At 51.2% G+C, this 21,511-nt stretch carries 18 protein-coding genes and 1 other annotated feature; all 18 genes read left to right on the plus strand.

Features of this window, described 5'->3' with window-relative positions; translation table 11 throughout:
- Positions 1–106 precede the first annotated feature (106 nt).
- Positions 107–697, plus strand: a complete 591-nt coding sequence (locus tag NYE54_RS08610) for a non-ribosomal peptide synthetase module (protein WP_339271561.1) — start codon at positions 107–109, stop codon at positions 695–697.
- A gap of 289 nt (positions 698–986) precedes the next feature.
- Positions 987–1,385: an adenosylmethionine decarboxylase gene (gene speD, locus NYE54_RS08615; RefSeq protein ID WP_076323114.1), complete on the plus strand. Its 399-nt coding sequence runs from the start codon at positions 987–989 to the stop codon at positions 1,383–1,385.
- Between the two features lie 337 nt (positions 1,386–1,722).
- Positions 1,723–3,129, plus strand: coding sequence for a glutamyl-tRNA reductase (gene hemA, locus NYE54_RS08620; RefSeq protein ID WP_339271563.1), 1,407 nt, complete (start codon positions 1,723–1,725; stop codon positions 3,127–3,129).
- A 19-nt stretch (positions 3,130–3,148) separates the two neighbouring features.
- On the plus strand, positions 3,149–3,979 hold the full coding sequence (ccsA, locus tag NYE54_RS08625) for a cytochrome c biogenesis protein CcsA (protein ID WP_339271564.1): 831 nt from the start codon (positions 3,149–3,151) through the stop codon (positions 3,977–3,979).
- 6 nt (positions 3,980–3,985) lie between these two features.
- Positions 3,986–4,645 (plus strand): NAD(P)-dependent oxidoreductase, encoded by a 660-nt coding sequence (locus NYE54_RS08630; protein ID WP_339271566.1) that lies wholly within the window; start codon positions 3,986–3,988, stop codon positions 4,643–4,645.
- Between the two features lie 3 nt (positions 4,646–4,648).
- The gene (hemC, locus tag NYE54_RS08635) at positions 4,649–5,605 is read left to right on the plus strand and encodes a hydroxymethylbilane synthase (RefSeq protein ID WP_076323118.1); all 957 of its coding nucleotides are present in this window, start codon (positions 4,649–4,651) and stop codon (positions 5,603–5,605) included.
- Between the two features lie 4 nt (positions 5,606–5,609).
- Positions 5,610–7,166, plus strand: coding sequence for a uroporphyrinogen-III C-methyltransferase (gene cobA, locus NYE54_RS08640; RefSeq protein ID WP_339271568.1), 1,557 nt, complete (start codon positions 5,610–5,612; stop codon positions 7,164–7,166).
- A 55-nt stretch (positions 7,167–7,221) separates the two neighbouring features.
- Positions 7,222–8,223, plus strand: coding sequence for a porphobilinogen synthase (gene hemB, locus NYE54_RS08645; RefSeq protein WP_076323120.1), 1,002 nt, complete (start codon positions 7,222–7,224; stop codon positions 8,221–8,223).
- Positions 8,224–8,256: 33 nt separating this feature from the next.
- Complete coding sequence (hemL, locus tag NYE54_RS08650) at positions 8,257–9,552, plus strand: glutamate-1-semialdehyde 2,1-aminomutase (protein WP_339271571.1); 1,296 nt, start codon at positions 8,257–8,259, stop codon at positions 9,550–9,552.
- Complete coding sequence (locus NYE54_RS08655) at positions 9,549–10,457, plus strand: RluA family pseudouridine synthase (RefSeq protein WP_339271573.1); 909 nt, start codon at positions 9,549–9,551, stop codon at positions 10,455–10,457. Before hemL ends, NYE54_RS08655 begins: the two co-directional genes overlap by 4 nt.
- Before the next feature lie 163 nt (positions 10,458–10,620).
- On the plus strand, positions 10,621–11,967 hold the full coding sequence (locus NYE54_RS08660; protein WP_339271574.1) for a LysM peptidoglycan-binding domain-containing protein: 1,347 nt from the start codon (positions 10,621–10,623) through the stop codon (positions 11,965–11,967).
- Positions 11,968–12,217: 250 nt separating this feature from the next.
- Positions 12,218–12,515: a binding site (T-box leader), on the plus strand.
- 111 nt (positions 12,516–12,626) lie between these two features.
- On the plus strand, positions 12,627–15,296 hold the full coding sequence (locus NYE54_RS08665; RefSeq protein WP_339271576.1) for a valine--tRNA ligase: 2,670 nt from the start codon (positions 12,627–12,629) through the stop codon (positions 15,294–15,296).
- Between the two features lie 34 nt (positions 15,297–15,330).
- A complete protein-coding gene (locus NYE54_RS08670) occupies positions 15,331–16,707 on the plus strand; it encodes a folylpolyglutamate synthase/dihydrofolate synthase family protein (RefSeq protein ID WP_339273434.1) in 1,377 nt (458 codons plus the stop codon).
- 6 nt (positions 16,708–16,713) lie between these two features.
- Positions 16,714–18,090, plus strand: a complete 1,377-nt coding sequence (gene murC / locus NYE54_RS08675; RefSeq protein ID WP_339271577.1) for a UDP-N-acetylmuramate--L-alanine ligase — start codon at positions 16,714–16,716, stop codon at positions 18,088–18,090.
- Between the two features lie 214 nt (positions 18,091–18,304).
- Positions 18,305–19,696 carry an SPOR domain-containing protein gene (locus NYE54_RS08680; protein ID WP_339271578.1) on the plus strand — a complete coding sequence of 464 codons (1,392 nt, stop codon included), beginning with the start codon at positions 18,305–18,307 and terminating at the stop codon, positions 19,694–19,696.
- Positions 19,697–19,823: 127 nt separating this feature from the next.
- On the plus strand, positions 19,824–20,066 hold the full coding sequence (locus NYE54_RS08685; protein ID WP_076323127.1) for a DUF4321 domain-containing protein: 243 nt from the start codon (positions 19,824–19,826) through the stop codon (positions 20,064–20,066).
- 25 nt (positions 20,067–20,091) lie between these two features.
- Positions 20,092–20,703 carry a Maf family protein gene (locus NYE54_RS08690; protein ID WP_339271580.1) on the plus strand — a complete coding sequence of 204 codons (612 nt, stop codon included), beginning with the start codon at positions 20,092–20,094 and terminating at the stop codon, positions 20,701–20,703.
- Between the two features lie 85 nt (positions 20,704–20,788).
- Positions 20,789–21,478, plus strand: a complete 690-nt coding sequence (gene radC, locus NYE54_RS08695; protein ID WP_009593994.1) for a DNA repair protein RadC — start codon at positions 20,789–20,791, stop codon at positions 21,476–21,478.
- Positions 21,479–21,511 lie beyond the last annotated feature (33 nt).

The raw sequence follows: 21,511 nt of genomic DNA on the forward strand, positions 1-21,511 counted from the left end.
CCGTTTTTTTATGAAATATGATGGATATTCTCATTCGAACGGCAGGAAAGACCGCTTGGATTTGCTGTATAATGGTAGTAAGTTAAAAGAATTGAGGGAGATTTTTATGGCTCAGCGGTTAGCCACAGAATATGTTAATGCCACAATGCAAATGACGGATATTCAAATGGATCAATTTCTGCAGTATACCCAAGCTTTCCGGGTTACTAACCGGGTAAAAGTCATGGATAGCGGAGAGCAGGTGTTCGTGCTCGAAGATGAAAGCGGGGAAGAAGTTCATTTGCCCTTTGAACGCAAGAATGGCTTGTACGTCTGTGAGCTGTCGTGCCGATTGGTTACTCCCCATCTGACAAATGCCGTACGCAAACTGTTTGCGGCTTTTAAGGGATCAGGTAAAGTGAATCGGATTTATCGCGGCTTTACGATGAGCTACGACTACCACGCGGGAACGGTGCACAGAATTACGCAAGTCACCGGGAACGACAGCATTGTCATTTATGAGTACAAGAATACGGCAGGAGAGCTGCAGCGACTCTTCAACAGCAATGAAGCAGAGAAAGAGATCGAATCCATCCAGCATCATATTAACGTGCTTCTGGACCAACGGATTGCAGCAGGGAATGATAATCTTATTACGAAGACCATAGATGAGCGGCTGCGACGGTTTAATCAACGCCTATTCGTGCTAGAGGCCTAAGGAGGCTGCCCTGTAACAGGGCGCCTTTTTTATTCACGGATCCATGACACCAAGTGGTTCATTCGCACATATATTGAGCTGTAAAATATTTATGGGTTATTTTCGAAAAAGGTGTTGCATTTAAGCGTCATAGATGTTATTTTTAATCTCGTTGAAAAGAATATAGGAACCAGGATTCACTCAGGACATGTAATGTTGCGAGAGATTATTCCCTCGGGAAGTGAATGACGTAGGTCCTAGCGGATGAAATTTTCAAACATTTTATTCCTAGGAAGGGGGAAACCGGAAGATGGAATACTCAACTTTCGGAAGACACGTTGCTGTTGATACTTGGGGAGTCGATTTTGAACTATTGAACAGTGCAGAATTTTTGCAAGCTCAGATGGTGGAAGCCGCTGAAGCATGTGGAGCAACGGTAATGTCCGTCCAATCCAAGCAATTTGAACCACAAGGTGCAACTGTGCTGGTGTTGCTGTCGGAAAGCCATCTCTCGATTCACACATACCCTGAGAGAGGTTTTGCTGCGATTGACTGTTATACCTGCGGGGAGACAGTAGATCCGCAACTGGCTATTGACTATCTGGTATCCGCTTTGAAACCTGAAAAATGCTATGCTAAGAAACTCGTGCGAGGACTCGGCGAAATGACCGTGGAAACGCCTGAGATGAACCAGGCTGAACTCGTTTAATCCAGCCTTCTAAAAAAATGCCTATACTGATAACCATGGAGGTTTCCATGGTTATTTATTTTGGGGATTGAGAAGTACGGTCGATTTCCAGTCCGTCGTTCTCTGAAAAGAGATTTCGTAGAAAATAACACGTATATCTAAGGTGTTCTATATCCACAATAGTAAGGTACGATCTACAGTAGAAATCTTCATGAATGGGATGAAGAAGTATGGGGATTTCATAAACATTTCATAAAATAGACAAGGGTGCTCAATATACTGTGATATAATGAACAGGGTCAAGACAGTCCGTTGTGAACGGCAAAACTACTCGGAGAAATAGGCAGGTGAACATGCAATGCACATCGTCGTTGTTGGGTTGAACTATCGCACGGCGCCCGTGGAAGTCAGAGAACGTTTTACATTCTCGGAAGAAGACATGCCGAAGGCGTTAGAGCAGCTAAATTCGACCAAGAGCGTATTGGAAGGCGTCATTGTCGCTACCTGCAACCGCACTGAGATTTATGTTGTGGTAGACCGCCTTCATATGTGCGGCTACTTTATCCGCAGTTTTATGGAACAGTGGTTCGGCATTAATCGTGAAGAATTTACACAACACCTCTATATATATGAAGACGAACAAGCGATTTCCCATCTGTTTAAGGTTACTTGCGGCTTGGATTCCATGGTCATTGGAGAGACGCAGATCCTGGGACAGGTGCGCAATGCTTTTTTGACGTCGCAGCAGCAGAATGCCACCGGTACTTGGTTTAATATGTTGTTTAAGCAAGCTGTTACGCTCGGCAAGCGGGCTCATTCCGAGACATCGATCGGAGAGAGTGCTGTTTCTGTCAGCTATGCTGCGGTGGAACTGGGTAAACGGATTTTCGGTACGTTTAACGACAAAAAAGTAATGATTCTCGGCGCAGGCAAGATGAGCGAACTTACCGTGAAGCATCTTTATGCCAACGGTGCTGCGGAAGTAATTGTAGCCAACCGTACGCTTGGCCGTGCGGAGGAACTTGCACGCAAGATCCAAGGGACGCCGTGCACCATAGCCGAAGCCAAGAATTTGCTGCATGAAGTCGATATTATTATTAGCTCTACGGGCTCGAATGAATATGTTCTGAATGCGGAGCGGGTTAAAGAGAGCATGAAGAAACGTCAGGCCCGCCCGTTGTTCATGATTGATATTGCTGTGCCACGGGATATCGATCCGGTGATTGGGGAACTTTCCAATGTGTTCTTGTACGATATTGATGATCTGGAAGGCATTGTAGAGACCAATATGGAAATGCGCCGGGTGGAAGCAGCGAAGATTGAAGTAATGATTCAAGAAGAGATGGATGCATTCCACACATGGCTGAAGACGCTCGGTGTCAGACCGGCGATTCGGGCCTTGCAGGAGAAGTCGAATACCATTCATGAAGAAACGATGGAAAGCTTGTTCAACAAGCTTCCAGAACTGGATGAACGCCAGCGAAAAGTCATCCGTCGTTTGACCAAGAGCATCGTTAACCAGATGATGCATGATCCCATTAACCGGATTAAGGAAATGACGGGCGGCAAGCAGGGCGGTGAAGCACTGGATTATTTTTCACAAATCTTTGCGCTGGAAAGCCTGATCCATGAGAATGAGCAGGAAGCCCGCAGCCGCAACAAGAAAGCAACTGCACCCGTTAAAGCTGAACGGACGAAGAATGCTGTAGATCAGCAGGCAGAAGAGAAACCGCTTAAGGTGTCTCTAGCCCCAGCCACCCTTTGAGGAGGGTGAGTACAAACCCATGCTGTTAAACTTAATTTATATCACCGGCATTTGTATCTATGCCCTGAGCCTTCTGTTTTATATCTCGGATTGCGTTTCACGCAATTCGGTGGCGAAGCGGATAGGCACAGGGCTTCTTGTTATTACTGCACTGTTACAATTCACCGGAATCAGCATCAGAGCGATGGAAGGCGGACACTTCCACTTCCCGGTGTTTACGCTGTTTGATTTCCTGTTCCTGCTGGCGTTCTGCATATCGATTACTTCGATTGCCCTGGCGTATTTGAAGCGGTCGGAATTTGCCGTCCTGTTAATGAACCTCGTCGGGTTTAGCGTCATGCTGGTCAATCGTTTATGGGTCACGGCGGGAGACAATGCATTGTACAGCTGGGAGACGGAACATCGTCTCTTGCTTATTCATATTGCCCTGGCGAGTGTCAGCTTCGCCGCTTTGACCGTCGGGGCTGTGTTTGCGGCGATTTATATGTTCCTTCACCGGAAACTGAAGCACAAGCAATGGAATGATACGATCCGCAGGCTGCCAAGTCTGGAGAAGCTTGATGTTTATTCTTATAAAGCGCTGATGGCTGGAACGATTATTCTGGTCATGTCGCTCATTTTGGCCGTCATGTCGGTGGCCATGGCTGGGCGATGGACCTTGTTCTTGGATATCAAAGTCCTGTCTACATTGACGGCTCTTGCGATGTATTTGGTTTATTTCATCAAACGTCGCCTGTGGAGAAGGTCAGGCAGGGAAGCAGCCATATGGGCCTTAATCGGGTATGGATTCATTATTTTGAATTTCTTTCTCAATACGTGGTCCGCTTTCCATAGTTGGTCAGGAGTGTGATGGCAGATGGCATATGATGATCATTATGTGCCCGTCCTGCTGAACTGCAGGGGACGTCTATGCTTGATTGTCGGCGGCGGCAAGGTGGCGGAACGTAAAGCCGACACCCTGCTGAATGCCGGAGCAAGCGTACATATTGTAAGTCCCATACTACGAAGCGAGAAACTTCAACGTTTGGCCAATGAGAAGGCTCTTCGATGGACGAAGCGGAAGTATCAATCAGACGATCTGACAGGCGCGTTCATGGTTCATGCGGCAACGGACGACAGCATGCTGAACCTGAAGATAGCGGAGGACGCCGATCGTCTTGGCGTGTTGGTTAACGTAGCCAGCAACGGCGAGGCCGGGACGTTTATCAACCCGACGGTGCTGCGACGAGGGAGGCTTACACTGGCTGTATCAACATCAGGAGCTGGGCCGATGGCCGCACGCGGTATACGCGACGATCTCGAAGAACAGTTCGGGCCTGAGTATGAGGATTATTTGGATTTTTTATATAGGATGCGTTCGATAATCAGGGAAGAGGTGGAGTCTGCTGATGCACGCAGGCGGCTGCTGCACAAGGCATACCGCATGGATATGCTCGGAGAGATCCGCCGCGAAGGTTATGCGCCCTGGAGTGAGGATAAAATCAAGCAGTGGATTGCGAATAATCAGGAGGAATGAAAGATGCGCACAATCGTAGTTGGCAGTAGACAAAGTGCTCTGGCACTGACACAGACAGGACAGGTTATCGATGATTTAAAGCGTTTAGCCAAGGAGCATGGTCTGGACTATGACTTCACCGTCAAGAAAATCGTCACCAAGGGGGACCGCATACTGGATGTTACGCTTTCCAAGGTAGGCGGCAAAGGATTGTTTGTCAAAGAAATCGAGCAGGCAATGATCGACGGTGAGATTGATATGGCGGTTCATAGCATGAAGGACATGCCCTCTGTTCTGCCCGAAGGTTTGGTGTCCGGCGCGGTGCCGGCAAGAAAGGATCCTCGTGATTGCCTGATCTCCAAAGAAGGGGCAACGCTGGATGACCTTCCTACAGGTGCCAAAGTGGGGACAAGCAGTCTGCGCCGGTCCAGCCAGCTCAAGGCCTATCGGCCGGATCTGCAGATCGAATGGATTCGAGGGAATATCGATTCTCGCATTCGCAAAATGGAGGATGGTGAATTTCAGGCCATCATTCTGGCGACCGCAGGTCTTCAGCGCATGGGCTGGGAGGACCGGATCACATCGTACTTGCCGGTTGAAATTAGCCTGCCTGCCGTTGGCCAGGGCGCACTCGGGATTGAATGCCGCGAGAACGATGCTGAGCTGCTGCATTTGCTCTCACTTTATAATGATGATGTCACCGCACGAACCGTTGCGGCTGAACGCAAGTTTCTGAGCGAGCTGAACGGAGGATGCCAGGTGCCTATCGGGGCTTACGCTGTCCTGAAGAATGTGGATGCCGAAGATTCCCGCGGAGCACAAAACGTTATACAATTAACAGGAATGGTTGGCTCTCCTGACGGCGAAATCGTATTGAAGGAAAGCGCCGAAGGAACCGATCCTGAATCGCTCGGAGTGGAAGTGGCTGCAAAGCTGAAAGCTAAAGGAGCGGAGAAGATACTGGCACAAGTTAGGGGTTGAGGGGATGGCAGGCAAGGTTTATCTCGTGGGAGCAGGACCGGGCGATGCACGCCTGATCACGATTAAAGGCAAGGAATGCATTGAGAAGGCAGATGTCGTGGTGTACGACCGATTAGCCAGCCCTCGGCTGCTGCGGTGGATGAAGCCCGGAGCGGAGAAGGTCTATGTAGGCAAGCTCCCCGATCGGCATACGATGAAGCAGGAGCAGATCAATCAGCTGCTGGTTGATTATGCTTTGGAAGAAAAGACGGTCGTCCGTTTAAAGGGCGGCGATCCAACCATCTTCGGTAGAGTAGGCGAAGAAGCGGAGCTGTTATACCGTCATGGCATCTTGTACGAGATTGTACCGGGGATCACCTCAGCGATCAGCGTTCCGGCTTATGCCGGGATTCCGGTGACGCATCGTGACCATGCTTCATCTTTATCCATCATTACCGGGCATGAAAGTCCCGAAAAGCTGGACCGGATGATTCAATGGGATAAGGTGACCAATGCAACGGGGACTTTGATTTTTATGATGGGTGTGGCCAAGATCGGATATATCAGTCGTCAACTGATCAAACATGGCAGGCCGCCAGAAACCCCGGTGGCTCTTATTAGATGGGGAACCCGAGCGGAGCAAGATACGCTGACGGGGACGCTGGCGGACATCGAGGACAGAGTCAAGGCAGCGGATTTTCAGCCGCCTGCCGTCATCGTTGTTGGACAGGTGGTGCTTCAGCGGGAGCACCTGAAGTGGGCAGAACGGCTGCCTCTGTTCGGTAAACGAATTCTGGTCACGAGGGCCCGAAGCCAGGCCAGTGCATTGGTATCCCAAATCGAAGAGCTCGGCGGAGAGCCTTATGAATTTCCCGTCATCGACATCGTCATGCCTTCGAAGGACGAAGTGCTTGCTGGCGTTCAACAAGCACTGGACAAGCTGAGTACGTATGACTGGGTATTCTTCACCAGCGTGAACGGAGTCGAATTCTTTTTCCGCCACTTGAAGGAGAATGGGCGCGATATTCGTTCCCTAGCCTCTGCCCGCATCGTCGCGGTTGGTCCAGCAACAGCCCATGCTCTTGGTAATTACGGCATAGCCGCTGAAGTCATTAAGGAGCGGTACCAGGCGGAAGGCATTATCGATGCTTACGGTTCAGAGCTCAAGCCTGGTCAGCGTGTGCTGCTGCCTCGGGGCGATCTGGCACGCAAGTGGCTGCCAGAGAAGCTGACGGAAATGGGTCTGCTCGTGACGGAAGCCGTGATCTATGAGAACGTGCTATGTGGTGAGGACGATGATGAGCTGTTGAAGCTGCTTCAAGATGGCGGCATTCACGCCGTTACTTTTACCAGTTCCTCTACCGTTACCAATCTGCTGAAGGCGCTGAAGGGGATGGGCGTAGCAGATCCTGCCGAACTGTTAAAAGGATCGACGATTGCTTGCATCGGACCTTTGACCGCCCAGACGGCAGAGGAAGCCGGTCTGCACGTATCCCTCCTCGCCGAGGAAGCGACGATCGACAGTCTGGTGAAGGCCTTGTGCATTTGGAATGAGAACGATCCACGCCGCGTTGCGCCATAATATCCTTATCTTTTAAATACATGATCAAAAATTACATCATCAGGAGGTATACGTCATGAGTTTTCCAATCGTACGCCATCGTCGGCTGCGTCAAAATGCCGGCATTCGCAGCATGGTCCGTGAGACCGTGCTTCATACGGAGGATCTGGTTCAGCCAATCTTCGTTACCTATGGCAGTGGTGTGAAATCCGAAATTTCCTCGATGCCGGGGGTCTATCATTTTTCGCTCGATACCTTGAAAGAGGAAGTAGACGAAATCGTAAGTCTAGGCATTCCTGCTGTGCTCCTGTTCGGAATTCCTGAGACCAAAGACAGCGTAGGCACATCCGGTTTTGCGGATGACGGGATTGTCCAAGAGGCTACCCGTCTCATCAAGTCGTGGTATCCCGATCTTCTGGTGATTGCTGATACGTGCCTGTGCGAATTTACCGACCACGGCCACTGCGGTATGGTGCATACCTTTGAGCGTGACGGTCACACCTGCGGCGATGTATTAAACGACGAGTCACTGGAGCTGCTCGTTCGTACAGCGGTTTCCCAAGTGAAGGCGGGAGCCGATATTATTGCACCTTCCAATATGATGGACGGTTTTGTTCAAGCCATTCGTTCCGGACTTGATGAAGCCGGATTTTATAACGTGCCGATCATGTCTTACTCGGTTAAGTACGCTTCGGCCTTTTACGGACCTTTCCGTGAAGCTGCCGATTCTGCTCCACAGTTCGGCGACCGTAAAACCTATCAGATGGATCCGGCCAATGTGAGAGAGGCGCTTCGCGAGGCGGAGACGGACGTGCTGGAAGGCGCCGATATGCTGATGGTGAAACCAGCTATGGCCTACCTTGACGTTGTCAGATTGCTGAGAGACCAGTTTGATCTGCCGATTGTCGCTTATAACGTAAGTGGGGAATATTCCATGATTAAGGCGGCTGCTCAGCAGGGATGGATCAGTGAGCAAGCGATTGTGATGGAGCTGCTGACGGGGATGAAGCGTGCCGGTGCGGACATTATCATCACGTATTTCTCGAAGGATGCAGCACGCTGGATGCGCAGCAAGTAAGCAATAACGACTAAAGAGTTAGGAGTGCATAGTATGAGCCAAGATATGCGGAAAGAAGAATTATCGCGTTCTGCTTTTGAAGAAGCGAAGTTATACATTCCCGGCGGTGTCAACAGTCCGGTACGTGCGTTTAAATCTGTGGGACTAACGCCGATTTATATCGATCGCGGAGAAGGCAGCCGCGTATATGATATCGATGGCAACAGCTTTATCGATTATGTAGGTTCTTGGGGACCGCTGATTATGGGCCACGCGCACCCTGAGGTCGTTGAAGCGCTTCAGGAGACCGCTGGGAAGGGGACCAGCTTTGGTGCGCCAACCCTGTTGGAAACGAAGATGGCGAAGCTCGTCTGCGAGCGCGTGCCGTCGATGGAGGTTGTGCGAATGGTGAATTCCGGTACGGAAGCTACCATGAGCGCCATCCGGCTGGCGCGCGGTTATACCGGGCGCAGCAAAATCATCAAATTCGAAGGCTCTTATCACGGTCACGCCGATAGCCTTCTGATCAAGGCCGGATCAGGCATCGCAACGCTGGGTCTTCCCGATAGTCCCGGTGTCCCTGAGAGCGTGGCTTCCAACACCATTGCCGTTCCTTATAATGACTTGGAGTCGGTAGAGCTTGCCTTCAAGCGGTTCGGCGAAGAGATCGCCGCAGTCATTGTTGAGCCGGTGGCCGGCAACATGGGCGTGGTACCTCCACAGCCAGGGTTCCTGGAAGGACTCCGTAAGGTCACTTCCGATTATGGTACAGTGCTTATTTTCGACGAGGTCATGACCGGATTCCGCGTGGATCTAAACTGTGCGCAAGGACGTTATGGCGTTACGCCGGATTTGACATGTCTGGGCAAGGTGATCGGCGGCGGTCTGCCAGTCGGTGCTTATGGAGGCAAGCGTGAGCTGATGGATCAGATTGCTCCGGCAGGGCCGATCTATCAAGCAGGAACGTTAAGCGGAAATCCGCTCGCCATGGCGGCCGGCTACACGACTCTAAAACTGTTGACGCCTGCTATCTATGAACAGCTGGAGGAACGGGGAGCCCGCCTTCAGGCCGGATTTGAGCGAAACGCTAAGGAATTCGGGATCCCGCTTACGATCAACCGGATCGGGTCCATGGTATGTCCTTTCTTCACGAATACGCCGGTTGTCAATTTTGATACGGCCAAGACAAGCGATCTGGATCGTTTCCGTCAATATTTTGCAGCGATGGTAGAAGAGGGAGTCAGCGTACCTCCTTCCCAGTTCGAGGGCATGTTCATCTCGGGAGCGCATACGGTGGAAGATATCGATGCCACCATCGAAGCCAACTACAATGCCTTCAAGAGCCTATGAGTTACGGGGGCGGTTGGAGCAAACGCGCCGAATGGCTGGAGATGACGCCGGGCAAGGCGCTGCTTAGTCAGCCGGATCGGAACGAGGCTGCTGCCAAGTGGCTTATGGAAACGGTCGGTATGCCCGAGAAGCTGTATCGCAAGCTTCATCATGAGCAAGGGATACAATGGAGAGGGGACCGGCTTCGGCTGGTCCTTTTTCCTTATCGGGATTACGGCATCGAACCGAGATGGCAGAAGCTAGATGTATTGTACGAGGACGATTTCTGCCTGGTCGTGAACAAACCGGCCGGCATGGCGGTCCATCCGGACAACGAGAGCACGGAGACAACGCTGAATCATGTGGTAGCTGCATATTACGAAGCCGAAGGCATTCATACGGCAGTCCGGCATATTCATCGGCTGGATAAGGACACAACAGGTCCCATACTGTACGCCAAGAATGAATATGCGCAGCTAAAGCTTGACGAGGCCATGCGGGAGAAGAAGATCGTCCGGATTTATGCGGCTATTGTTCAGGGGAGGGTCTCGCAGGATCTGAAGAGAATCGATTTGCCGATAGGCAAAGACCGCTATCACGCAAGCCGCCGGCGGGTTTCATTAACCGGGCAGGCTGCGATCACGCATATTCTCTCATCTGAAGTGTATCCAAAAGCCAGCCTGCTGCAAATTCGTCTGGAAACCGGCCGTACGCATCAGATCCGGGTGCATCTAAGTCATATGGGACATCCGCTTCTGGGAGATTCCTTATACGGAGGACCCGAGACGTTCCCGCGCCAGGCGCTGCATGGCAAACGTCTGTTGTTTACTCATCCTCTCTCGGGCGAGAGTATCGAGGTGGAAGCGCCCTGGCCTCAGGATATGTTGGAGTTAAGAGAGCAAATCATAGAGTCAGCAGGCCGTTAAGAAAATTTGCAAAATCCTGAATGAACCGGTAACTTTCACGCACAATTCGCAAAAAAGTCATGCTCTCCTATTTTCGGCATATAGATAAATTGAGTGGCAAAACTTAGGCTCATGCCGTGATAACAGATCACGGATAGTATATGCCAAAAAGGAGGACATTCCCGTGTTTGACCAGTCCTACGGATTGCGGTTCGATATTTACGAGCGTATTAATTTAACGGAAGATTTGCCGGGAATCGATGAATTGGAAGAGGCGGAGTTGATCCCGCACATTCAGGTGATCAGTCAGCAGGACCAGGCCACGCTTCGGGGTCATCTGCTTCTTGCAGGCCTGTATAAAGGTGACACCGAAGCCGGAGAGACGGAGCCGCTCGAACACTGGATTCCGGTCGAAATCACGGTCCCGCTGAACCGGGTATCATCATTAGATGACATCGCGGTCGAGATCGAGAATTTTGACGTGGATTTGTTATCTAAGCGCAGCTTGAACATTACAGGGGTTCTGTCGCTCAAAGGAATTCAGGCGGCGGCTCCGGGAGCCCGTGACCAAGTATGGGCCAATGAGGAATTCACAGTGGTACATGCTCCTGAAGCGACAGATTATTCGAACGGGGAGCAGCAGTTCGCAGCCAACCCGTATGACCAGTTTCAAGGCGGAGCTAACACTGACGCGAATTCGGCTTCACCTTCTTACTTCAACGAGGCTCAGCCCAAAGCCCAAGAGTCCGGGACGGATGCACGCACACAGCAGTACCTGGCATCCTGGGCGCAGTACGAGAACCAAACTCGGGATTCACAGGCCTCGGACAGCACCCTAAGCATTTCCGGTGCGACTGAAGCCCGGGATACAGTCGAATATGCCTTACATAGCGAGACGGAAGCTCAGGCAGCTGAGCCGTCGATTCCAAGTGTATGGCAATTCGAACGGGCAGCCTCCCAGCCGGAGCCGGTGCAGGAAGATTCAGCAGCCGGTTTCCCTGGTGTCACTGAGCGTAAGGGCGAAGAAGTTGAAGCCGTACCGGTGCTGGAATCACCGGAAACGGAGGAAACCCAGCCTGTTTTTGCTGAGGAAGCAGTACCTTTGGAGGATATGGATGATATAACGGAGGAGGTTACCGTTAAAGTTGAAGAGGTTCCGACCAAACCGGAGTTAAAGGTGGCCTTCAACTCGAAGAACAGCAGCACAAACAGCACATCGGGTGTAGGCTTATCTTCATTGCTTCAATCGAGCAGAACGGTTCAGGATCAAGCCGCTCGGGACGAGGAAGAAGAGGCGGAGGAATTGGTTGATTCGGCTTCGGCCGAGGATGTGGAGTGGAAGAGTCTGTTCCTGGGTAACCGCCGCGAGGAAACGCCGTTCCGCAAGGTCCGGATGTGCATTGTACAGCGTGAGGAGACACTCGACGTGATTGCCGAGCGTTATCAACTGACGCCGCGGGAGCTTTTGTTATATAACCGCATGTCCGAGCAGAATGTGGAAGAAGGACAGGTATTATACATTCCCCAGTAATCGGTGGGGGGAGCAATTGCGTAAGAAAAAGCAGGTCAAGGTAGGACATCCTTGGCCTGCTTTTTGTTTGGCGGGGGTTTGGTTAGGAGAAGAGTGGGATGGGACGAGCTGGGGCTTCCTTTTACAACGTATAAGATTTATTTGGATCGACAGGTATGATGTCTAAATCGTTCGGAAACACTCGAAATATTGACTATATGCAACAACCACGGTATATTTGAATAGAATATGTACATGTATTTCATAAGCTAGAACAACGTTGAACGGGAAGAGTAGGAAGGTATGGCCTTCAGAGAGCGGAATTGCTATTTAAGCGCTGTGAGATTCCGCAGGAACCAGCTTGCCGAAGTCGCCCCGGAGTTGCGGACTTGAGATAGAGTAGGGATCGATTCTACCCTGATTAGAGTTCGCCGGCCGCAGCCGTTACCTGCGTAAAGTGTCGTGCTGATCGTAAGCCTTTCATGTTCTTCATGGGAGGACACGATGGATGAATCATGTAAGCACGAAACAAAGGTGGTACCGCGAGAGAACAGTCTTTCGTCCTTTGAGGACGAAGGGCTTTTTTTGTTTCATGCCAAACATGGATATCCATGGCCACCCCGTAGGCTAAAACAATTCGGGTTGGCAAAACTGATTAATAGTATCGGAGGTACGAAAATATGGATCAAAAACAAAACCAATCCCAGTTAGAAATGCCGACGACGTATGATCCGAAGGCAGCCGAACAAAAATGGTATCCGTACTGGAAGGAAGGCGGCTTTTTTGAAGCTGGCAAACGACCGGACGCGGAGCCGTACACGATTGTTATTCCTCCACCAAACGTTACGGGAATGCTTCATATCGGCCATGCCCTTGACTTTACGCTGCAGGATATCCTGATCCGCGTAAAGCGGATGCAGGGCTATGATGCGCTGTGGCTGCCAGGCTCTGACCATGCGGGCATCGCTACGCAAACGAAGGTTGAACAGAAGCTTCGCGAAGAAGGCGTTACCCGATACGACCTGGGACGTGAAAAATTCCTGGAGAAAGTGTGGGAATGGAAGGATCTATATGCGAATACGATTCGTGACCAATGGTCCAAGATCGGCCTGTCCCTCGATTACTCCAGAGAACGTTTCACGCTCGACGAGGGGTTGTCGGAAGCGGTTCGGGAAGTATTCGTCAAGCTCTACGATAAAGGGCTCATATATCGCGGAAAACGCATCATCAACTGGGACCCGGCTGCTCGTACGGCGTTGTCCGATATTGAAGTGGAGTACAAAGAGGTCAACGGCCATTTGTATCACTTGCAATACCCGCTGAAAGACGGCAGCGGCTCCATCACCGTAGCAACGACCCGTCCGGAGACCATGCTTGGCGATACGGCGGTAGCCGTTCATCCGGAAGATGAACGCTATAAAGACATGATCGGCAAGACATTGGTCCTGCCTATTGTCGGCCGCGAGATTCCGGTTATTGCCGATGAGTATGTGGAGAAGGATTTCGGCAGCGGAGCGGTTAAAATTACGCCGGCGCATGATCCGAATGACTTCGAGATGGGTATGAGACATGACCTGCCGCAAATCACCGTGATGGATGAATCCGGAACGATGAATGAGTTTGCCGGCAAGTACCAAGGTCTTGATCGGAGCGAATGCCGCAAGCAGATCGTAAACGATATGAAGGAATCTGGCGTACTGCTCCGCATCGAAGATCATGTCCATCAGGTTGGCCATAGCGAAAGATCCGGCGCAGTGGTCGAGCCTTATCTGTCCACGCAATGGTTCGTTAAGATGCAGCCGCTTGCGGAAGCAGCCGTGGATGCGCAGAAATCCGGCAAGGGCGTTAACTTCGTGCCTGACCGGTTCGAGAGAACCTACCTGCACTGGATGGAGAATGTCCGCGATTGGTGTATTTCCCGTCAATTGTGGTGGGGCCACCGGATTCCGGCCTGGTATTCCGAATCCACGGGCGAAGTGGTTGTTGCCATGAATGAGGAGGAAGCGCGCGCGAAGCTGGGCAAGGACGATCTGAGACAAGATGAGGATGTGCTGGATACCTGGTTCAGCTCCGCATTATGGCCGTTCTCGACCATGGGCTGGCCGAATCTGGACAGCGAGGATTTCAAACGTTATTATCCGACAAGCGTTCTCGTAACGGGTTATGATATTATTCCGTTCTGGGTATCGCGGATGATTTTCCAAGGGCTTGAATTTACGGATCAAATGCCGTTCAAAGATACGCTTATCCATGGTCTGGTCCGGGATAGCGAAGGCCGCAAGATGTCCAAGTCGCTCGGCAACGGTATCGACCCGCTCGAGGTTATTGAACAGTATGGCGCAGATGCCATGCGTTATATGATATCGACCGGAAGTACGCCGGGCCAGGATCTTCGTTTCCGCTGGGAACGCGTGGAGCAAGCGCGTAACTTCGCGAACAAGATCTGGAATGCATCACGCTTTGCGCTCATGAACCTGGAGGGCTTCACGGCGGCGGATATCGACATTTCCGGAGAGCTGGGAACGGCCGACCGGTGGATTTTGCATCGTCTGAACGAAACTTCCCGCGACATTACGCGTCTAATTGATGCCTACGAATTTGGCGAAACCGGTCGACTGCTCTACAATTTCATCTGGGATGATCTGTGTGACTGGTATATTGAGTTTGCCAAGCTGTCCCTATACGGCGAGGATCAAGCAGCCAAGAAAAAGACGCAGTCGGTGCTTGCCTATGTGCTGGACCGCACGATGCGTTTGATCCATCCGTTCATGCCGTTCATCTCCGAAGAGATCTGGCAGCATTTACCGCATGAAGGCGAGACGGTGATGTTGGCTTCATGGCCGACCTATGACGAGGCATTGGAGAATACGGAAGCCGTTACCGAAATGAACCTGCTGATGGATGTCATCCGTGCTGTACGAAACATCCGGGCGGAAGTAAACGTACCGATGAGCAAAAAAGTGGAACTGCAATTGAAGCCGGTAAGCGGGCAAATTGCCGGCATTATCGATCGCAATGCGGATTATATTCGCCGCTTCTGCAACACGTCGGAGTATCAGTCCTCCCTTGCGCTTGAGGCGCCCGATAAGGCGATGACCGCTGTCGTTACAGGTGTTGAAATGTATCTGCCGCTTGCCGGGTTGATCGATATCGCTCAGGAGATCACACGTCTGGAGAAGGAAATTCAGCACTTGAACAGTGAAGTCGAGCGTGTGGAGAAGAAGCTGAACAATCCTGGTTTCGTATCGAAAGCACCGGAAAAGGTGATTGAAGAAGAACGGGCGAAGCTTGCGGATTACTCGGACAAACGCAGTAAAGTGATCGCGCGCATCGAAGAATTGAGAGGCTGAGGGCAAGATGAATCTGGACCAGAAGGTGAGAACGATGGTTGATCATTCGGCAGCAGCTGCTGCAGCTCCGTTCCATACCTATGAAGAAGCGGTAGCTTGGATCAACGGGCTGATTCCGTTTGGAATCCGCCCCGGCATGGATAGAATTCAGCGATTGATGGAGTTGCTCGGCCATCCGGAACGGCGGTTGAAATTTATTCACGTGGCCGGAACGAATGGAAAAGGCTCCACATGCGCTTTTTTAACAAAGGTTCTGCTTCAAGGGGGATTCACGGTTGGCACCTATACGTCCCCCTATATTACGAAGTTTACCAATCGGTTTCAGTATAACGGCGAAGACATACCGGAAGAGACGCTGCTGGCGCTCGCGAATCGCTTAGAACCGCTTGTTGCCGAAGTTGCGAGCTCCGGGCTCGGATCACCAACGATGTTTGAGGTGTCCACCGCCCTTGCGATCCTGTATTATGGCGAGGTATCTTATCCGGACGTAGTGGTATGGGAGACGGGACTTGGCGGTCGCCTTGACGTGACCAATATCGTTCATCCCATCGTTTCGGTGATCACGAATATCGGAATGGACCATACCGACGTTCTGGGTGATACCATTCAGGAGATCGCCACGGAGAAGGCCGGCATTATCAAGCCCGGAGTCCCTGTGGTGAGCACGGTAACTCAGCCTGAGGCTGTCGAAATTCTGAAACAAACGGTAGAAAAAAACCGTACAAGTCTGTATCTCGTAGATGAACAATTCTCCTATGAGCGGTTGCGTGGGGACGAAGAAAGCCAGACTTTCCGTTTTAAGGGTCCTTTCCGGGACATGGATCTGGACATCTCGATGCAGGGCGAGCACCAATGTGCCAATGCCGCGCTTGCCATGATGACGCTGGAAGTGCTCCGCCAGTACATGGCTTTTATCGTGGATGAAGAAGAATTGCGTACAGGGTTTAAGGATACTTTCTGGGCGGGAAGACTGGAACAAGTGCAGTCCTCCCCGCGGATTGTTCTCGATGGTGCGCACAACCCCGAAGGGGCTGAAACCTTGGCCAAAAGCTTGCCGCAGATCTATAAGTATCGGAAACTGAACTTAATGATGGGAATGCTGGCAAATAAGCATCATGAATCGTATTTGCAGCATATACTGCCAATAGTGGATACGCTTATCCTGACTGAACCGGATTTCCGGAAGAAACTGGACGCCAAGGCGCTTGGTGACATCGTAGAGCAGGTAAGGGAGAAATACGCCAAACATACACTGCAAATCATCATAGAACCAAATTGGAAAAACGCACTTGAAGAGTTGAAGTCACGGACGGAAGCGGAGGATCTTGGGGTGGTGTCGGGCACGTTGTACCTGATTGCCGACGTGCGTTCCAACCTCCTGGGCCTTTCCGATTCTGAAAAAGGTTGGTGATATCTGTTGAATACATCGGAACATGTTCATTTTATAGGAATTGGCGGCTACGGGATGAGCGCCATTGCAAGAGTTATGCTGGAGATGGGTTATAAAGTCACGGGTTCTGACGTGGCATCGCAAGAATTGACAGAAAAGCTGGCGGCCAAGGGCGCCAAAATATACATCGGACATACTGCCGAGCAAGTCAAGGGCGCTGACCTTGTGGTTTACTCCACGGCATTGTCCAAAGACAACGTGGAGCGGGTCGAAGCAGAGAAGCTGAACATTCCTGTCCTTCACCGTGCGCAGATGCTGGCACGTCTTTTGAACGAACGCAAAGGCGTCGCCGTAGCGGGTGCGCACGGCAAGACAACCACTTCATCCATGATTGCGCTCGTGATGGAAGAATGCGGCGTCGATCCGACATTTATCATCGGCGGGGAAATTATGAACGTTGGCACGAATGCCAAAGCCGGTGAAGGTGAGCATGTGGTGGCCGAAGCCGACGAGAGCGACGGCTCATTCCTGCAATACCATCCATGGCTGGGCGTTGTTCTGAATATCGAAGCCGATCACTTGGAGAATTACGAAGGGGATTTCAATCGTCTTAAGGCGGCCTACGTACAATTCCTCAGCCAGATCAAGGCAGACGGTACGGCCGTGGTTTGCGCGGACGATAACAACATCCAGGCTATTTTGCCTGACCTAAAATGCAATGTGACCACATACGGCATTCATGCCGATGCTGAGTATACGGCAACGAATCTGGTGCTCGGCGACCGTCACGTCAGCTTCACGATGCTTCATAACGGAATGGAGCTGGGCACCGTGGAACTGTCCGTACCGGGTAAACACAATGTCTACAACGCAATGGCTACGGTGATATGCTGCTTGAAAGGCGGAATCTCGTTTGAAGCGATTGTAGAGGCCATTGTTAAGTTCAACGGCGCTAAGCGCCGCTTCCAGGTGCTTGGTGAAGCAGAAGGCATTCTGGTGATTGACGACTATGCGCATCATCCGACGGAGATTGAGGCTACGATCAGTGCCGCTAAAGCGACGGGCAAACGGATTATTGCCGTATTCCAGCCGCAGCGGTATTCGAGGACCTTTTTCCTTCTGGATGCGTTTAGCCGCGCGTTCGGAGAAGCCGATGAGGTGATTATCACCGATATTTATTCTCCTGCCGGCGAGAAGCAAATCGAGGGTATCAGTTCCGGTAAGCTGGTGGAGCTGATTGTCCAGAACAGTAATGCCGGTGCCCGCTATTTGCCTACCAAAGAGGATGTTCTGAACGATCTCAAAGGTCGTGTAAAAGAAGGCGATCTGGTTCTCACGATGGGGGCGGGCGATATTTGGAAAGTCGGTGCTGCTTTAGCAGAGTCTATTAAAGGCAAGAAGTAAATGGATTGCGCGCATGCTTTGCTGCTTCGCTGCAGCAGGGGATTGCATGGGCTTTTGTCTTTCGAACGGAGGCAAAGCGAGCGGAATCGCTAAGTATAACAGGCTGATCAAGATGTTTTCTTGATCAGCCTGTTTGTTTTGTTTTTCGCACACTCATAAGTTGCCAAGCTTGATCATATAGCTAGGTGTAGAAGGACAAGTGAGGTGTGTGGATATGAATAAAGCACGGATGACGATTCGTTTTGATCACGATCCGCCGAAGGACAGTCATAAGGATCATATGCGTGAGGAACGGGATCCGTATCAAAAAGTTCCAGCAAGACGCAATGACCAAGTTGATGACCGCCATCTCGTATTCGACGAGTTTGACACAACGGCGCCAGATCGGTTTGCCGATGCGGGCACTTCGTTCGAACCTAGGAGCAGTATGCAGCATGATCATCTACGCGTCGTTCCGCCTCTCCGGGAGGAGGGGGAGACCCCGAATGTGAACGGTCAAGGGTGGAGAACCTCGCGTCATAACCGGTTCAGGGGCCGATTAGCTGAGGAAAGACGGCGTCTGGATCATATCGACGGCGGGTCGTTTGGTGACGGACCTGAACATAACGATACATATGACGATATGCGTGAGCGTAAGGAACTCTATGACCTTCATGATGACGTGTATCCCGGAAGAGTGGGCCCCGAAGCGAACGACTCCAACTGGAATCTCGGGCCTGAGGCGGATCTATATGAGTCATCTGCTGGTGACTACAGCTATTATCGCTCACGCAAACCTACCTCCTTCTGGAAAATGGCTGTGTCTGTGACAGCGGCGGTTGTTACGGGTTTGCTGTTTGGGTATATGGTGCTGTCTATGTTTAACGGTGGTAATGCAGGTGAGGATCCAACATCGGGACAGCTTGAAACCAATGATGCAGTGAATCAAGCCCCGGCTGATTCCTCTGGTGGAACGGGTGCAACCCTCGCACCTGATTTAACTGAATCGGCTGTTCACATTCCAGGTCAAATCTTTTATATGCTTCAGTACGGTGTGTTCAGCACCCCGGAACGGGCTGAGCAAGCGAAGGGGGAGCTGCTGCAGTCCGGTATTGCCGCCGGCGGAGATTCGGATGAGGAGAACCGGGTGTATGCGGGCATTTCACCAGACCGCGAGCAGGCCAAGCTGCTCAGCAATCAGCTTAAGGCCGAAGGCGTCGAATTATACGTAAGAGAAATCGCGCTCCCTAATATAGAGTCAGCTGTCTTTGCGGGCGAGGAGCAGACGCTGACGGACTATTTTACGATAAGCGGGCAACTGGTATCGGAGCTTAGTAAGCTATCGGCATCGCTGCTGGGGAAGCAGGAGGCGGGCGCGGTGGCGCCGGAGAATATGACTACGATCACAAATCTGCACCAGCAGTGGATCCAATCGATGCAGTTGCTGTCCGCCGGCTTGGGTCCGGAGACCGGGGCTGTGCTGCCGGCGATGGAGCAATCCATGAACAGTTCAATCACTGCGCTCTCCGAATATAACAAAAATCAATCCAAGGGGCATTTGTGGGAGATTCAAACAGGTATGATGAACTATGTCATGGGCCAAAAGAAACTCCTGGATGGCCTATAAATTCAAATTTACGTAAAATCCGGCTTGGAACTGGAAATAGTTCCCCCTGCCGGATTTCTGTTTGTATTGCTTATCGATTCACCGTATAATAATTAGGGTGTCAAAATATGGCGAGGGAAGAGGATGCATGAAGAAAAACAAAGGAATGCTCATCTTGTTTTTGCTGCTGGGGTGGCTGACGGGAACATGGCTTGCTAAGGCGCTTCAGCCTGTCAAGGCTTTGTCGTTTTTAACGTCTACTACACCGATTAAGTGGTCGCCTCGCGCTGATTTTGACATTATTCGTTATGATATTAACCTTGAACTTAACTTTTGCCTGCTCAGTCTGCTCGGCATTATAGCTGCACTTTGGTTATACCGCAGGCTCTAAGACATGACAAAGGAGATTATCCCCCTTGAATGAGAAGAGAAACCGCCGTATCATATTGGCCTCCACCTCTCCTCGGCGTCAGGAATTGATTGCCTCCCTTCGTATCCCATTCGAGATTATGCCTAGTGAAGCTGATGAGGACACCCCGCAAGGGTGGTCGCCAGAGCGAATTGTGGAGTCACTGGCACTACGTAAAGCGGAAGCGGTTCTCCGAAAGCTGACGGATGATCCGGGAGATGGTATCATTGTGGGAAGCGACACGATTGTAGTTGTAGATGATCATGTCCTCGGGAAACCGGAGGATCATGCTGACGCGGCAAGGATGTTGTCCATGCTTCAAGGACGGGCTCACCTCGTGTACACGGGCGTGGCTTGTGTTGATCGGGAATCCGGTCATACAAAGGTTGCCCACCGTGTGACAACCGTAAAGATGAAATCGTTAAGTGATGATGCGATCGCGGCTTATGTAAAGAGCGGGGAACCTGCTGACAAAGCAGGCTCGTATGCGATTCAAGGCTTGGGTGCAACCATCGTGGAAGGAATCGAAGGCGACTATTTTAACGTTGTCGGCCTGCCGCTTTCTCTGCTGTCGGACATGCTGTCTGAAATGGGGATGGATGTACTCACCGATTCATAGATATAGAACAACGGCATGCGAAATGTAGGGGAATCCTGAAGTTTCGGTGACCTGCTGATTTAAATCTTAGAAAAGAGGGGAATATATGGAGTCGCCAACGCTATTGCTGCGCGACATCCCCCATGATGAACGACCTAGAGAGCGCATGATGCAATATGGGGCGAGCGCTTTAAGCCATGCAGAATTGCTGGCGATATTGCTTCGGACCGGTACCCGCCAGGAATCCGCCGTACATATAGCCCAGCGGCTGCTGGGGGAAGCAGGCGGCATCCGGCAGCTCGTTGATCTTAGCATTGAGGAAATTACGCAAATCAAAGGAATTGGAACCGCTAAGGCTGTTCAGCTGAAGGCTGGCATAGAGCTTGGACGGCGCTTAGCCGCATCGAGACATGTAGAGCCAGTTATTATTCGCAGTCCGCATGACGCGGCAGAACTGCTCAGTGAACAGATGCGCTATTTACAGAAAGAGCATTTTGTCTGTGTATTTTTAAATACGAAAAATCATGTCATTGCCCAGGAAACGTTATCGATGGGAAGCCTTAATGCTTCCATCGTTCATCCCCGCGAGGTGTTCAGAGCGGCCATCAAATGCAGCAGTGCATCCCTGGTGTGCGCGCACAACCATCCTAGCGGAGATCCGACGCCCAGCCCGGAAGACATATCGCTGACTGCCCGCTTAGTGGAGGCAGGACAGATTGTCGGGATCGACGTGCTGGATCATCTGATCATTGGGGACGGATCGTTTGTAAGTTTGAAGGAACGGGGCTTGATGTAATATAATAGTTCAGATTGACGAAGAAAGGGAGAT

Source organism: Paenibacillus sp. FSL K6-1330 (assembly GCF_037976825.1).
Classification (GTDB): Bacteria; Bacillota; Bacilli; order Paenibacillales; family Paenibacillaceae; genus Paenibacillus_AQ.